Below are 15357 nucleotides of genomic sequence, written 5' to 3'. Positions count from 1 at the left end.
TCAATCATCGTCTAAAGATCGTTAAGCGTTGATGGAAAAACGGGCTGTCTCATCATAAGACAGCCCGTTTGGATTTAAAACAGTAATGCTTCTTGAACACCATCTTCGACGTAAATACGCGTGGGAATCACTAAGTGAGGTTCTACACTTCCTTTAATCTGATGACTTTTCATATATTCACAGCCTTTTTTAAAACTCGATGGGACTAAACTTAGGGAATAAATATTTTCAAATCGACTGTAAATCGAATCTCCCCCTAGTCCAGAGAAACAAATCAATTGAGTATTATTCTTTTTAGCTAATTCAATTAATGGTTTTAATAAGTGGGCAGCATTCGTTTGTGCAAATGGATTGTCCATCACTAACACTTTTCCTTCTTCAAAACTTGAAAAAAGGTCGGTTTCATCTTTTCGCATAAATGAAAGTAGACTCGTTAAAACAACAAAGGCAGATAAGAACCCTTCTCCACCTGAATTTTTGGCGACTTGTTCCCAGGTGATTTGATATTCACGTTGCTCCTCAATTTTGTATAATTTTATTTCAACATTTGCCGTTCCAACAATTTGATCATACAGTTGCTTCGTTGTCACTTGATGGCCAATAAACTCTTCAATTGTTTCATTATTCTGTAATAATTGTAAACAATGAGTCGTTAATGTTTGAACAAAATCATTCATCCGAACTTGATAAATGCCCTGATGATCCTCCCATTTAGGAGGTGTAATTCTAAGCATTTTAATATTTTTCCCACGAATCGGAATACTTGAGTTTTGATCAATAAGCCCTAATTGCTTATGAATTTCAAAAACATAATCTAATAATAACTCAATCACATGATCTTTTTCTTTTTCACTCATTTCAATATCAACATCTAGCTTCTTGATTAAACTAGCAAAGACTTGTTCCATCGTTTCATATTGTTCAATAAATGAAGCAGGTTGATGTTTACAATGACTAAATCGTTGAAAAGGTCTTGCAAAAAATTCATCTTCAAATAAGGCTAAACGCCCCACTTGATTGAATTCATCACTAATTTGATGCTTCATCTCATTAACGATATGTTGCTGATGTTTATAATCACGAAGTAGTTTACCTCGTTTCGTTTGCCAATCTTTTTCCGTATACTCACGATAACTTGAATCAATAATTATATCATCTGTAGCATCTTCTTTTTTATATTCAACTAAATTGGATAACTCACGTGCATAAAGATCTAATGTGCGAACGAATTGCTCTTTTTGCTCATTAACTTGACGTAATTGCTCTTTCGTTTGCGCGATTAATTTTTCAAAATCACAGTTGATAACAAGTGATTTTTCTAAAATTTCTGTCTCATTTAACTCACGTTTTAAACGTTGGTAAGCATTTTTTTCTTCAGTTTCAAGAGTTGCAAACTGAATCTCTAACGCATGAAGCTGCTTTGTAGCATCCTCTAATTGTTGATCGAATCGTTTGAGTTCCATTAAAATTTGTTCATAAACAAACTTATCATATTTCGTTCCTTGATAATCGGCATCCACTAGTTGATATCGCTCCGTGAGTTGTTGAAGTTGATCTTCTTCTGAAATAAATCGTTTTTTCGCTGCTAATAGATCTTCTTCACTTCGACGAATATCACCATTTAATTGATCTTCAATCGCCTGATACTCAGCTAATAAATCTTCGACATCTTTTTGAAGAACGATTCCTTCACTATATCGTTCAAATTTTTGAAAACTCACTTTTAACGTTTCTAAGTAGTTTTGTTTTTCACGCTCACTGGCCTTTAAGGTATTTAATGTTTCATATAATTCATCTTGCTGTTGTGATAGCGCTGCTAGCTCGACTTGTTTAATCTCTAGCTGCTCCTCACTCATCCCTAAATCTTGTCGCGTACGAACATATTGATCATATTGAGTCGAAAACGTTTCGAAGGCGTCTAATTTTTCTTTCGTTGTACGCATCAACATTTGAGTGTCTTGAATTTGCTTAATGGTCGCGTCGATGTCTAATCGTAATTGTTCTTTTGTTTGTTGCAATTGAATTAAACGTTGTTGCCACTTGACTTGATTATCTAACGATAACTGCAATTGCTCTTTAGCAGCCTCATAGGTGCTCGCTGATAATTTTTGATACTTTAAACGATTTATTTGTTCTTCATAACGTTTGAAATGAAGGGTTTGTGTATCATGATGAGCTTGAATCTCTTCAATTTCTTTATCTTTTAACAATAACAGTTGCGCGAGGCGTGATTCATCTAATAATTCTTCATTAAACCAAACATAAAAATCAAGGGTTTCTAAATGATAATGGCCAAGTTTATAATCATGAGTTGGCACTTCATCTAGTTGCTCTCGAATCATAATTGGAATTGGAAATGACGTGCTCATTTGTAAATGGATTTGCTTAAAGCGAATCATCTCCGCTTGACTTAAAATTAAACTATAAGGTAAAAATGGATGATTTGTAATTAATTGATGATTTTGTTCAATCGAACGTTTATTATGTTTTAACCAATCGATTCCTAATACGTATTGGATTCCCTCTTCATCTAAACGTTGCTTAAATGCTTGAGGTAATGGGGTAATATCTCCTGATTGCAATTGTTGCTTTTCTTGATTCAGGCTATCTAATTGTCGTTCAAGCTGACGTAAGCGTTGTTCAACTACTTGACGCTTTTGGATAAAGGCTTGAATCATTCCTTCAGTGTCTAATAGATGTTCTTTCGGCCAGGCAATATAAGCAGACAGTGTCTCTCGCTCTTTTAACTCGGCTTCTAATTGATCTAACGCCTGACGCTGATGATCAATGGTCATTTTTAATGAACCTAATGTTTCTTTTACGTCTTCTAAGTCACGATGTGTTTTATGCTGCTCTTCTTTTAATTGGTGTTCATGTTCTAACCCTTGCTTGTTTTGTTTTTTTAGTTGTTCGATCGTTTCAGATAAAGTCGAGAGTTTATGTTCTAAAAATCCCGCTGCATAATATCCTTCTAAATTTCGTTGCAGTGATTCATTATATTTTTGACTCATCCATTGTTCTTGTGTATCAAATTGAGTTATCGTTGCTTCAAGACGCCCGATTTGAGCAAATAATTGCTGACAATCCTCTTGCTTAACTTCTAATTGAGTCTTAATTTGTTTTTGTTCATTTAATGTATCTTTTAATTGCCAATGAAGTCGATTTAAAGCTTCCTCTTCTCGCTCAATTTGTTGTTCATAAATTAAACTTAAACTGTAACCTAAATCATTTAATCGTGGCAATAATTCTTCTTGACTTTTTTTAGCAACCTCTAATCTTGATTCACAGCGTTGAACCTCTTCAGATGCTTGCTTATAATACTCATAACGCTGAGCTGCTTCATAAATATGTTGTTGTTTTTTTGTTTTTGCTTGTCGTTCTTGAAGTTGATACTTAACATGTTCAACTCGCTTCTTTTCTTCTTGGACTTCCTCTTGTTGATCCATTAACTCATAAATAATTAACGATTGTTGCTCGTGAGCTAGGCGATGTTGTTTTTGTAACAACCTCTCTAACTCTTCTTCTTTTTCTTCATAATGATTGATCGTTTCTCGTTGTAACTGCTCTAAAATAGCGGCTAACTGTGCGAGTTCTTCCTCATAGTTAGACACTTTAGCTTCACTCTCAAGCAACTCACGCTCACTGGCTAAAATCGGTTGCATAATATCTTGAAACTTTAAAATTCCTTCTTTTCGCTTAAAATTCCCTTCATTTTCTTTATATTGCAACACATATTTTTTAATCAACGCTTCAAATCCTTTAATGCGATTTTGTTGGTGATTCAATTTATTTTCAATTGCTTCTAAAAACCACTTTTCAGTTAATCCTTTTTCATCTTTTGCCTCTTTAAACAACTCCGATAAGCCTGATTCCTTTAAATTAACCTTTTTAATAATCGATTCCCATTCTTTAGAGTAAATTTGAAATTCTTCTAGTTTAGAAAAGTAGGCGCGAGCACGTGCCGGCTGATTCATATCATAGTAATCAAACTTTAATTGTTTATTTTGCTTGCATTGCTCAAACAATTGTCGACAAACATGAAATCCTTTTAATGTTTTCTTTTGATCTTCTTGAATCAGTAGCGGCAAATGTTTAATATCAAACTCATTTTCAAATTCATATTCGTGAATAAAGTTAATCATTTCAAGTTCTGGGCGCTGTTCATCATCTTCTTTTGTTTCTTGATTTTTACGAACCATCATTCCTGTTAACACGTAACCGGCTTCTTGATCTAAGCTCCACTCAACCAAAATAAACGTGGGTTGGTTCGTGTTAAAATAACTGGCAAATGGTCGATCTAGCGTATCACGATAACGTTTATGGACAAAAGGCGCGGTTAACATTTGAATTAAAACCGATTTTCCTCCTCCATTTCGTAACGAGAATAACGTATTTTCATTGACTAATTCAAAGCACTCATCATCAATACGAATGGCATCTTGGTTATAACTTAAATTAACGATTCGAATTCGATTCATTCGACTCATATTCTACCTCCTTTAAAACAGTTAACACGCGTTTAAAATGATTTTGATTTAACAGATTAAAATCCATTAAATGATCTAACTTTTTAGTCGTTGTAATCATTTCATCTGCTTCAATGTATTCAATTAACTGTTGCTGTTGTAAAAACTTAAAAATGCCGTGTAAAAAACCTTCTTTCGTTGTTTTTTGCTTAGAACCTTTCTCATCACTACGTAAGGCTTCAAAGGCTTCTAACATATTACTATAAGCAATTCCGACTTGTTGTTGAACCTCTTCTTCATAATAACTTGCGCCTTCTTTTAGTCGACTCGCGATGATATTTTGTAGCTCACCAATACGGATGAAATCGCGACTTTTCGAACTTACACCTTGTCCATCATAAAACTCAACTAGCAGCGTTAAAATAACAAACTGCGATAAATAATAATCTTTATCTGTCCCTGACGACTTACATAAGATCTTTTTTAACTCACGCTTTGAAAAACCAAGCCACTCGTTTGTTTCTTTTGGAATCAAATAAATACTACTTCCATAACGTTCAATGCTGCAGTTCGCAATCTCTCCTTGACTTTTGACTAAATTCATCACATTTTCACTTGACGTATACGCATAATAAAGTGCCTTATCCGTCTGCTCACTTAGTTCTGTTTCTGATAATAAATGATAAAAAATTTGTTGACTCAATTTGATTTCTTCTAGTTGATAACTCAATTACGACACCTCTAATCTAATATTTGAACATCGAATCGTTTTTTTACGTCCTGTCTCATCACTAACTTGTTCAAACGAAACCGTTTCACCATCTTCCGTTCGCATCACTGATAGTTGATTCACTGATTTTAACGGGAAGTGTTCCTCTAGTACATCAAGTAGGCACGTACTTAATTGAAAATCATAACTCGTTTCACTGAGTGTTTCTAATCGTTCTTGCTTTAATTGACAAATATCTAGTGTTTTAGCTTGTAAAAGTTCAATCATCATTTCTTTAAAAATTTCAACGCTCGGAATTAATACCTGACGCTTTTGTTCATCTAACTGCGCCTTAATTTCGCTCAGTTCGATCACTTGATGCTCAAGCACAAACGATAATAACAGCGTTAAACTATCCATATAGTGTGCTAATCGTTTTTTCTTTTGTTCTTGAATAAAAGACTCCATTGATTCTTCTTCAATCGTTGTAAAAAATTCTTCTTCTTTTTTCTTTTTTGAAATGGGACGCTGAAGTTCAATACATTTACTTAAGTTATACGTCTTATCTAATGATTTTAAAAATACGGGACGTAAGAAATGCTCGAGATGTTCAAGCGCTAGGGGTTGCTTTAACACTTCATCATAAAAGTTAGTTCGAAAATTAAACCGTTGAATATAACTCATTTGTGTTAATCCCTCTAATTCCTTTGTATAAAGATTTTTTAAATCAAAATGTGAATTTAAAATGCGCTGATGCTCATCGAGTGCCTGATTTAAATAGCTTTCAATCGTTTTTAAATGCCCTAAGTTTTGACGTTCATCATCTGCTAATTTTTGAATGGTAATATCTTTTTCTTCTAACTCCTGCATCCTGCGTTTAATATTTTCTCGATAGCCTAAAAACTTTTCTTTTGTTTCTTCGATAATGGTTAAATTTTGTTCGACCACCTCTTTATAATCATCAACAGAATAAAGTAAGGCATTTTGTCTAATTTTACGCATCGCTCCTTCAATTTTTTGAAATTGAATGCGAAGTAAGTTAAAAATTGTTTTAACATCATCCACGGCTTTATCATACGTTGATTTTTCTAAATGAAGTTTAAAAATCATTTCTTGAATCGTTAACTGTAAATGGCTATCAACTTCTAACGTCGATAACATCAGTTCATACCCTTCATCGGTTAAATAATAAGACGTTCGTTTTAACTCTTGATCGATATACACAACTTTATTTCCAACAAAGCTAATATAAATTGATTCATAGTGATTGTCTTCATAATTAAAACCATCAAAATACATCGGACGTCCTTCATTACATAACGCCACGTCAACGATAAAAATAGCAAGCTCCTTTGCTTGTTCATAAGAAAGTGGCTTTTGATAAGCTTGCATATTTAATTGATCAATGAAGTTTGCAATATCATCCATCGTACAAACGTCTTCTTTTAATGAACACTCCATAATATAAAGTAACACCGAAAACATGAGGTTCACTTGTTCATGAGCCTCATCAAATCCATAGTTTTTCCAAGTCGTTTTAGCTAAACTATTTTTAAAAAGCGTCGCATAAGCACCCACTTTTTTCATTCGTGTTTGAAACTGTCTTAAAAAATCAAACTGCATGTTTATCCTCCTAAATATCCTGCATCGTTAAAATTTCTTGTGGAATATAACGATCGGACTCTAAGATTTCTTTCATTACGGTACTATCTTCAAAATAATCAAAAAACATCTCACTAATTTGTCGGTTTTGCTTTTCTTTTGTTTTAGGCAGTTGAAGTGAACGAGCTTTTTTGAGCATGGCCTCATAACCTAATACAAATGGTTCACAGTAAAAGTGATCACGTAATTTTTCAAAAATTAAGATTCCCTCATAATCTAAGTCACCAAAATAATAAAATTGATTTGCTTTATCTAATAAATAAGGTTCAACACTTGCTTCAAAATGTTGAAACCCTTTAATTCCCCGTTTACCACCGGCATAAATGAGCGTTTTAATCGAACACCCAAGAATCAGTGGATGCCCCTCAATTAAAAATTTACGTAGACTATAAAAAGTATCTTTGTTTTCAATAATTAAAATATTTTGAGGCGTCTCTTTAGAAACACTGTAATACGCTAACGGTTCAGCTGTTTCATAAATATTTAAATCATCAACGGTCAATCCGACATTTTTTAACAATCGTTGCCCTTCCTGAGCTAAAAATTTTTCTTGTTGCCAAATTTGAAAACTACGTTCATTTAATGAGGTCGAAAATTGTAAACAATCACGATGATCAGAAAAAAAAGCGCTGAGTTTTAAAATTGCCTCACGATCAAGTGCATATTGTCTTAGATGATTCAAATAATAATCATTTTTTAAAGCTGGAGAAAGTGAAAACAACAATTCTTGACGAAGCTTATCTTCGTTTTTAATCTTTGTCACAATGTGGTATTTTTTATAAAGAGCCGGCTTTTTTCCATTACTTCCACTCGCTTTGACGGGTTCAAGATCCCCTTGTTGTAGCGCTCGTTGAATAAATTGATAAAGTTCTTGATAGTTAAATAACTCATAATGCTTCTCAATAGCCGCTAACTCGATTCGCTTTCGCGGATAATCTTTCAAAAACTGCACGTTATTCACCTCTTTTAATTGACACTTATTAACGTAATTATACACAAAAGTAAGAAAAGATTCTATTTTGTTTAAAACTTTTCTGATTATTCCTCTTACAGTCAATAAAAAAAGAGACTTCTTACGAAGTCACCGAAAAAACTTATTCTATTATAATAAGTGACAATCATTTAGGATAAGCCCATCAACTATCTTATAACATAAGATGTTTGAGTTATGACCTGTCTTATTCATCCCTTTTAGGTGATTTTAGTTTTTTCATTTATTCATTGGTTTTTCAAAAACTAAATCGTATTTTTTGATATAGCCATTACTATTCATTTGAGTTGGAATAGCGGTTACCAATCGCCATCCTTTTTGGCTATACTCATCAATGAGTTCTCGATGATTGGCAGTATTAAAAAATGTTTCAGCTTGAGCTTCTACATAAATATAGCGATACATCGCGCTTCCCCCTTTTTTTCCATGATATAACCATTATATCATGTGATCTCATGAAGAAAAGAATGTGTTTCTATGATTTAACCAATCATGATGAACTTCTGCTTCTTTCTTTTAAGTCGTGCACCTTATCTTTTTAACAAAGGAACTTTCTAAAATTCCACACTTTCTTATAGTCGTGAAGTTTTTCTCATGTTAAAATGGTAAAGATATGTGAATAAAGGATGTGGAAGTAATGAAACAAGTGTCTGCTAAATATTTAAATTTAAACTTATTATCAGCTATGGCAAACGCTGGTGATGGTTATGTGATATTAATAACAAATTTTGGACATGTGATGGGACGATTATTTTTTGCTGGTGATGTGTTAGATGAAACAACATGTGGAATGATTTCAGCAGCTAAAGATGAAATTATTAAAAATATGTCGTTAGAAGATGAAGTTGAACTAATCGGTGATGGTAGCATGATCTGTGTCAAAGATGCGATTGTGACTTATGCTAATGGACACCGTTTAACATTTGAAGAAATGACATTACACTGTGATCAAATTGTTGGATTTTCACCGATTGATCGTGAATCTTATGAATCACAACTTGTTCAAGAATAAAAAATTAAATGATTAAAGAGACTCATCAAATTTAACCATGAAACAAAAAAACTGTACGAGACATTCGTACAGTTTTTTTGTTATCCTAAGGCCACGTCCATGATCATCATGACCATAAACCCAATGATTACACCAATTGCAGCTAAGTTTTTATTATCTCGTGCACTTTCAGGAATTAATTCAGAAGCAACGACTGAAATCATAGCTCCTGCAGCAAAAGATAGTAAAAAGGGTAACAATCCGCGAACACTAATCGCAGCGAAAGCTCCAATCACACCGGCAATAGGTTCAACTAAACCTGATGCTTGTCCAGAAAGAAATGATCTCATTCGGCTGTAACCTTCTCGGCGAAGTGGTAGTGAAACCGCAGCACCTTCAGGGAAGTTTTGAAGCCCAATCCCAATCGCAAGTAAAATCGCTGAAACTAAAGAAGCACCTTCTATACCAGCAACGACTCCACCAAAAGCAACCCCAACAGCTAATCCCTCTGGGATATTGTGAATGGTAACTGCTGAGACAAGCAATAAACTTCGTTTTAACGAGTTTTTACACTCTTTATCTCGCCATTGATTGAAGTAAAATCTATCCATTAACCTTTCGGATAAGACGACAAATAAACCACCTATTAAGAAACCAATCGCCGGACTAAGCCAGACAATTTCAGAACCTAGTTGTTCAGAAAGTTCAAGTGCTGGATTTAATAATGACCAAAAACTTGCGGCAATCATCACCCCTGCACCAAAACCAAGCATTCCATCTAGTAATCGTTTGTTTATGTTTTTGAAGAAGAGAACTGTAGCAGCTCCAAGAGCTGTAACTCCCCAAGTAAAAATCGTCGCACATAAGGCTTGAATGACTGGGGAAAGACTAGCAAACCATTCCATGTTGATTATCCCTCCTGTTTCGTAGTCCTCTAACTACAATTTATTCTAATCTTGAAAATTTGTGATAAGAACTAACAGGAATTAATTAATTTTGATAAATGGTCTGACCAAGATCTTTTCATCAAAAAAAGTTAAGCCACTAGTCGTGCTTAACTTTTTTTACAATCATTAAAAATCGATGCTTTGTTAAATCAATATATCCTTGTTGATCAATAATTCCCTTCATGACTTGAAGGCGATCAAAATATTTTTCCACTGAGAAGTCACGGATGGGTGAACGCTTCGATTTTAAGTAATAAACAATAGCCCCAAGGTCATAAAAACGTGTTCGAGAAATATCTTCTTTCTCTTCAACAATGGTTAATCCAGCGTCTCTTAGGGAATTAATTGTCGAACGGAAATTTTTATTTAAAGACTCTGACGTCTCTACATTTAACCATAAATTTAACTCACAATCATTCAGTCCCCCGACTTGTTCTGTAATAAAGTAGCCATTTTCATGAAGTAAACGCTCAATTTCACTCGCGTCAAATGATTCATGTTTGTTGATGATTAAATCAAATGCCTCATCTTCAAACGGTAACAAATCATTCGTTAAAACAGGAATGACTTCAACTCCAAGTGACTTTAATTCATCTCCAACTGTTGCATCCGCTTCATCACTCATCGTGACTCTTGTTTGTTTTTGACAAGATGAAACAGAGACTAACATCTCTTTATCTTTCGTTCCCATCTGTAATAGACGACCACACTCATTTAAATAAGGTTTTAAAACATTTGAAAATTTCCATTGTAGTGGGAATTTCATCATTCGCTCGCTATCCTTCAAATAACTTAAATTCCATCCCGAAATTGATTGTTGTTCTTCTTTAATTAGTTCTTCAAAAAGCCTTTGATTCATACTCCCTACCCCTTTACCACGTTGTTTTTTATGTTAGTTTTTCCCCAACTAACACTCGTCATTAGAAGTCTAATTGATTAAAAAGAAAAGCATTTTTTAACTGATGAACTATATGATTCTCATTAAGAAGTGAATGAGTCCACTGCTTATCAAGTATTTAATTATGAAAACAAGTTAAGCAAGATTGTTCAAACTTCCCCTCTAAAACGAGAAGATGTTTTGTAGACGATTAATCATTTCACCGTCTACAACGATTCGCATTTATCTCATTTCAACTTACTTAGAGATAACATCTTCGTTTGAAATCAGATACTGATTTACATAAAATGTATTCATCCTTTTCTTTTTTTAAACAACTTTATTATACAATATGTACACAAAAAATACACTAATTTCCAAACGGAATTCATTTTTTCTTAATTTTCAGAAATTTTATGAATGAGATAGTTACTTGTTTCCCAATGATTTGATGAATAAACTAATGTAAATTCATCATGCAAATCAGAGGCTTCAAACAAAACATAACCACTGACTTCTTCATTTGGATGAAGGGCTCCGTTTTTAAGTTCATGTTCATTATCCACTAAAAACAAGCTCGGTAAGAGCAAGCGTCCTTGATCATTCATTAATTTAAAATCATACGTCGTATACTCTTTAATGTCGGCTGATATATTACTTAGTTTGACTTCAACTAAGATAAACTGTCGATGTGAACTAGCCTGACTATATTGAGTCTTTGTTGTAAACTCGGTATTTAAAATCTCGAGGTTCATTCCATTTTCTTGTGTTAAGTTTTGTTCATGTTCCTCAAGCGTTACCTCAGACTGAAGTGGAAGAGGTTGCGGTGTGGTCTCCATTAAATTGATCTGATACCGTTGCTTCGTAAATAGGCCCGGTTCATTATAAAACAATGTTAGCTCACTGGCTCCTTTTGGCACTTCAAATAAAAGCGTTCCACTCACTAATCCCCCGCCTGCAAGTTCTGTAATTGTTAGCGTGTTTGCTTCAGTTACACCAATCATCGGCTTAGTATTTGATGGACTTAGGCTACATCCTAGCTCAAAGTGAAACGGATAATAAGTGATCAATTGATTTGTTGGATTTTTAATACTTAAAGAAACTTCAATGTACTCATAGCCGACTTTTTCTTTTTGAGTCATGCGACTCATGTCATGAACTTGAATCATCGCCTGTTTTGTTTTTAAGACCTCTCCAATTTTGCTAACGACAAGGTCCTCGGTCTCTTCATCCTCACTTCCCATTTCATAATGTAACGGTAAGTAAGTCACCGTTAAGTAAGCTTCATCAATCGGTTGCAAATAAATGAGTGAAAGTTCTTCACTTTTTTTAGGATCGAGAATTAATCTGGTTGACGATTCATCAACTAACTGAGGCGATAACATCTCAGATGTTTCCGTTTGAAGTTGTAGTTCGTTCATATCTAACGTGTAAGGGTCTTCTAACTGATTCGTGATCTGATAGGTGACTTGAACGAATTGATAGCCCTCTGGTGCTTGATAAACGTCATTTCCTTTAGTTGTTTGTTCATCAATTACTTCAATTGATAAATGCTGTGTGTAGCCAGTATCTGCGACTTTATATACTTTCATTTCCTCTTCATCTTCAAGTGATGAAAAGAGAAAGACTTGTTTTGACTCCGCCGTTTCATTTTCTAAGTAGGCCTTAGGTTCGGACATATCAGGCTGATTTACTAAGATAAAAAGAACAATGAGACCACTAAAAGCGGTTAAGGTACGTCTTCTTACGATGGAAGATGAAAGTCCCCATTTAATCACAATGCCTGGGCTAAAGATTCCAGTCATAAAACATAAGAAGGCGCAAAGTCGTAAGATTAATTGTGCGTCTAGCATAGATATCCTCCATTTCGCCTCATAAATATGCTTTATTATATCGTAAGATAATCCCCCACTTATGATCCGTATGTTTTTTCGCTAAAAAATATTTTCTCTTAAATGTCAATTGAGTCATAAAAGCTGTCTTAACTTATCAAATTCTCATTCGCCTTGTCTAACGATAACAAAAAATAGAACGTATCGCTTCTTTTGCTAATCTTAGGACTTAATGAAGGTTAATTTAATCATCTGCTTTAAAACTCATCACCTAATTCCATATATTTTTCTCAAAATAAGACTGAATTTTAGAAAAAATACGAGTTAAAAAACGCTTTTTTACGCTATATTCGAGCAAAATGTATTTTATTATGGTTTACATTAAATAAATCTTATGTTAAATTAGATAACGTTCGTCTAAAGTATAACACTGGAGGTAAATATGAAATTACAGCAACTGTTATTCGCAGCGTTTGCAAGTAGTGTTTTAATTATTGGTTGTCATGAATCATCGAAGTTTACAGCTGTGGCAGATGTTCATTCAAGCATTGACATGCAAAACCAATTAAATGATCAAACACCGACTGAATTATTTATGCTAGATGAGCTTATCGAAAAAAACAACACGTTTAAATCTCTTAAACAATTATTAACAAAACTAACGGCTTATTTTTCATTGGACCAAATGAAGCAAGAACTAGCTCTCATGACAAATCCGACACGATTAAGTCATAAAATCATGTTTATAAATAAACTTTTCGAACTAGATGACTTATATCCAAGTTCATTTAAAGGACTTGAAACATTTGTGAAAGAAGAAGAACTCATTATTCACGGTGAACTAAGACCCATCAATATATAAAAGGTTAACTCCATCATAGAGTTAACCTTTTTTTATGCCCCTTTAATTAATTTAGCAAACGCATGTTTTTCTTGATGATTTTGAAATAGTTTAAACCAAGCACAAATTTCTAATGTGAAATCTAAAAAAGCAATCGGTTGTGCCGTAATAATATGACGATCTCTCACTAATCGTTTTTCAATATAATTATCTCTTGGAAATGGGTCTTGAATTCCGTAAACATACTGATACTTCGTCGACCACTCCGTTAGCGTCGTTGTATAAGTTGCTTCATCTAAAACACCTGATTTAGCTAACATAATCGTTCCAGCACTTCCAATCGCAGCTAATAGCTTTCGTTCTTGATTAAAACGTTGAATCAATTTCATTAATGATGGTTTAATGTCGACTGATCGCCCTCCGCAAAGAATTAAACCATCTGCTTGTAAATCGACCACTTCAGAAATCGTGCAATCTGGTTCAAAAGAAAAACCTGACTGTGCTTTGACGACACGATCTTCATAAGCAACCGTAATAATATCTTTTCCTGCATCTGTATTTAACACATGACAAATGAATGTAATTTCATAATCGGTCATTCCATCAAATAAAAAAACCAAAACTTTCCCCATACTTAGCCCCCATCTAACGTGTTACTTGTTTAAGTTAATCTCATTTTATTTGAAATTGCTGTTCATTGTCAATTGCTTCCACAGTATCGTTCAATAATAGAACTAAACTCCAGTCGTTCGACAGAAGGATCTGATAAGAAACGCCCTCTTTAATTGATTTCATCCCATGAAAAAGACTAGCTTAAAAAGCTAGTCTTTTAAAAAATTATTTTTTACGACCTAATCCCATCTTATGTTCGACTTTTTTAACTTTTTTAAATGCCATTCGATTCGCCTGTTCCGCTCCGCGATCAAGTACTTCATCAATTAACGAAGAATTTAATAATTCTTTCATACGTGCTTGAATTGGTTCTAATTCACGAACAACAACTTCTGCTAAATCAGATTTAAACTGTCCGTAACCGCAACCTTCATAACGCGCGACAATCGAATCAATTGACTCACCTGTCATTGTTGAATAGATTTCTAATAAATTTGATAATCCTGGTTTATTTTCACGATCAAACGCAATCACACCATCTGAATCCGTCACGGCTGATTTAATTTTTTTACGAATGACGTTTGGTTCATCTGTCATTAAGATAAAGTTACGTGGATTATCATCTGACTTACTCATTTTCTTCGTTGGTTCTTGTAATGACATAATGCGTGCTCCTGTTTTGGCGATTAACGGTTCAGGAATTTTAAACGTTTCTCCAAAACGGTTATTAAAGCGCTCCGCTAAATCACGCGTTAATTCTAAGTGTTGTTTTTGGTCATCACCCACTGGAACAAAATCAACATCATATAATAAAATATCTGCTGCCATTAAAACAGGATACATAAATAATCCTACCCCAATGCCCTGACCTTTAGAAGCTAACTTTTGAGATTTATCTTTAAACTGTGTCATACGCTCTAATTCACCCATTGATGTATTACACGTTAACATCCATGCTAATTGTGTATGTCCTGGTACTTCTGATTGAACAAAGATGGTCGCTTTTTCTGGATCTAAACCACAGGCCAAATAAAGAGCCGTTAATTCTTTAATTTTTTTACGTAATTCTAAGCGATCTTGTGGAACGGTAATTGCATGTTGATCCACAATGAAAAATAAACATTCATGCTCATCTTGTAATTTAACGAAATTTTTTAAGGCTCCTAAATAATTTCCAATCGTTAACGTTCCTGATGGTTGAATTGCAGATAAAATTCTTGCCATAATAAACACTCCTTTAGTTATTGTCATCATCCTTTAATAGAAATCCAAATAAAAAAATCGCCCCCTATCTAAATCGATAGAGGACGATTGTTAAACCGCGGTACCACCTCAATAAAATAGCACCTGCTATTTCACTTCAAACTCGTAACGTAAGTTAACCGGGTTCCCTACTCTTTTTATTCAGGTTCCACTCATGAGCCCATTC

The 15357-nt window shown here is 34.0% G+C and carries 12 protein-coding genes and 1 other annotated feature (1 of these 13 only partly in view); of the genes, 2 read left to right on the top strand and 10 right to left on the bottom strand.

All coding sequences use genetic code 11. The annotated features are described in order from the left end of the window. Positions 1 to 74: 74 nt before the first annotated feature. From JRC48_RS02955 to JRC48_RS02935, 5 genes are all read right to left on the bottom strand, one after another. Entirely contained in the window at positions 75 to 4487 is a 4413-nt protein-coding gene (locus JRC48_RS02955) for a hypothetical protein (protein ID WP_235070388.1), read from the bottom strand. Then, positions 4456 to 5196 (bottom strand): DUF6063 family protein, encoded by a 741-nt coding sequence (locus JRC48_RS02950; protein WP_235070387.1) that lies wholly within the window; start codon positions 5194 to 5196, stop codon positions 4456 to 4458. The genes JRC48_RS02955 and JRC48_RS02950 overlap by 32 nt, the downstream gene beginning before the upstream one ends. Further along, positions 5197 to 6798 carry a hypothetical protein gene (locus JRC48_RS02945; protein WP_235070386.1) on the bottom strand — a complete coding sequence of 534 codons (1602 nt, stop codon included), beginning with the start codon at positions 6796 to 6798 and terminating at the stop codon, positions 5197 to 5199. A 10-nt stretch (positions 6799 to 6808) separates the two neighbouring features. Beyond that, positions 6809 to 7789: a Wadjet anti-phage system protein JetD domain-containing protein gene (locus JRC48_RS02940; RefSeq protein WP_235070385.1), complete on the bottom strand. Its 981-nt coding sequence runs from the start codon at positions 7787 to 7789 to the stop codon at positions 6809 to 6811. Positions 7790 to 8047: 258 nt separating this feature from the next. After that, entirely contained in the window at positions 8048 to 8233 is a 186-nt protein-coding gene (locus JRC48_RS02935) for a DUF4177 domain-containing protein (RefSeq protein ID WP_235070384.1), read from the bottom strand. Positions 8234 to 8465: 232 nt separating this feature from the next. On the opposite strand from JRC48_RS02935, the gene JRC48_RS02930 reads away from it, so the two are divergent. Then, the gene (locus tag JRC48_RS02930) at positions 8466 to 8840 is read left to right on the top strand and encodes a hypothetical protein (protein WP_235070383.1); all 375 of its coding nucleotides are present in this window, start codon (positions 8466 to 8468) and stop codon (positions 8838 to 8840) included. Between the two features lie 80 nt (positions 8841 to 8920). Here JRC48_RS02930 and JRC48_RS02925 read toward each other — a convergent pair whose 3' ends face one another. From JRC48_RS02925 to JRC48_RS02915, 3 genes are all read right to left on the bottom strand, one after another. After that, positions 8921 to 9724: a ZIP family metal transporter gene (locus tag JRC48_RS02925; RefSeq protein ID WP_235070382.1), complete on the bottom strand. Its 804-nt coding sequence runs from the start codon at positions 9722 to 9724 to the stop codon at positions 8921 to 8923. Between the two features lie 139 nt (positions 9725 to 9863). Continuing rightward, on the bottom strand, positions 9864 to 10625 hold the full coding sequence (locus tag JRC48_RS02920) for a class I SAM-dependent methyltransferase (RefSeq protein ID WP_235070381.1): 762 nt from the start codon (positions 10623 to 10625) through the stop codon (positions 9864 to 9866). 416 nt (positions 10626 to 11041) lie between these two features. Further along, entirely contained in the window at positions 11042 to 12496 is a 1455-nt protein-coding gene (locus tag JRC48_RS02915) for a DUF4352 domain-containing protein (RefSeq protein WP_235070380.1), read from the bottom strand. Between the two features lie 421 nt (positions 12497 to 12917). Here JRC48_RS02915 and JRC48_RS02910 point away from each other — a divergent pair, with 421 nt between their 5' ends. Beyond that, entirely contained in the window at positions 12918 to 13337 is a 420-nt protein-coding gene (locus tag JRC48_RS02910) for a hypothetical protein (RefSeq protein ID WP_235070379.1), read from the top strand. Positions 13338 to 13369: 32 nt separating this feature from the next. Here JRC48_RS02910 and JRC48_RS02905 read toward each other — a convergent pair whose 3' ends face one another. Both JRC48_RS02905 and trpS read right to left on the bottom strand, forming a co-directional pair. Next, positions 13370 to 13948 carry a DJ-1/PfpI family protein gene (locus JRC48_RS02905; RefSeq protein ID WP_235070378.1) on the bottom strand — a complete coding sequence of 193 codons (579 nt, stop codon included), beginning with the start codon at positions 13946 to 13948 and terminating at the stop codon, positions 13370 to 13372. A 205-nt stretch (positions 13949 to 14153) separates the two neighbouring features. Next, positions 14154 to 15152: a tryptophan--tRNA ligase gene (gene trpS / locus JRC48_RS02900; RefSeq protein ID WP_235070377.1), complete on the bottom strand. Its 999-nt coding sequence runs from the start codon at positions 15150 to 15152 to the stop codon at positions 14154 to 14156. A 76-nt stretch (positions 15153 to 15228) separates the two neighbouring features. Then, positions 15229 to 15357 (bottom strand) — a binding site (T-box leader) (it continues 85 nt past the right edge of the window).

Source organism: Turicibacter sp. TJ11, assembly GCF_021497505.1.
Classification (GTDB): Bacteria; Bacillota_I; Bacilli_A; order MOL361; family Turicibacteraceae; genus Turicibacter.
This window is presented reverse-complemented; position numbering and strand designations above follow the sequence as displayed.

Excerpts from the sequence above, each read along its gene's own strand:
- JRC48_RS02930 (WP_235070383.1), top strand. The coding sequence starts at position 8,466 with ATGAAACAAGTGTCTGCTAAATATTTAAATTTAAACTTATTATCAGCT.
- JRC48_RS02920 (WP_235070381.1), bottom strand. The coding sequence starts at position 10,625 with ATGAATCAAAGGCTTTTTGAAGAACTAATTAAAGAAGAACAACAATCA.
- JRC48_RS02955 (WP_235070388.1), bottom strand. The coding sequence starts at position 4,487 with ATGAGTCGAATGAATCGAATTCGAATCGTTAATTTAAGTTATAACCAA.
- JRC48_RS02905 (WP_235070378.1), bottom strand. The coding sequence starts at position 13,948 with ATGGGGAAAGTTTTGGTTTTTTTATTTGATGGAATGACCGATTATGAA.
- JRC48_RS02935 (WP_235070384.1), bottom strand. The coding sequence starts at position 8,233 with ATGTATCGCTATATTTATGTAGAAGCTCAAGCTGAAACATTTTTTAAT.
- JRC48_RS02925 (WP_235070382.1), bottom strand. The coding sequence starts at position 9,724 with ATGGAATGGTTTGCTAGTCTTTCCCCAGTCATTCAAGCCTTATGTGCG.
- JRC48_RS02910 (WP_235070379.1), top strand. The coding sequence starts at position 12,918 with ATGAAATTACAGCAACTGTTATTCGCAGCGTTTGCAAGTAGTGTTTTA.
- trpS (WP_235070377.1), bottom strand. The coding sequence starts at position 15,152 with ATGGCAAGAATTTTATCTGCAATTCAACCATCAGGAACGTTAACGATT.
- JRC48_RS02945 (WP_235070386.1), bottom strand. The coding sequence starts at position 6,798 with ATGCAGTTTGATTTTTTAAGACAGTTTCAAACACGAATGAAAAAAGTG.
- JRC48_RS02915 (WP_235070380.1), bottom strand. The coding sequence starts at position 12,496 with ATGCTAGACGCACAATTAATCTTACGACTTTGCGCCTTCTTATGTTTT.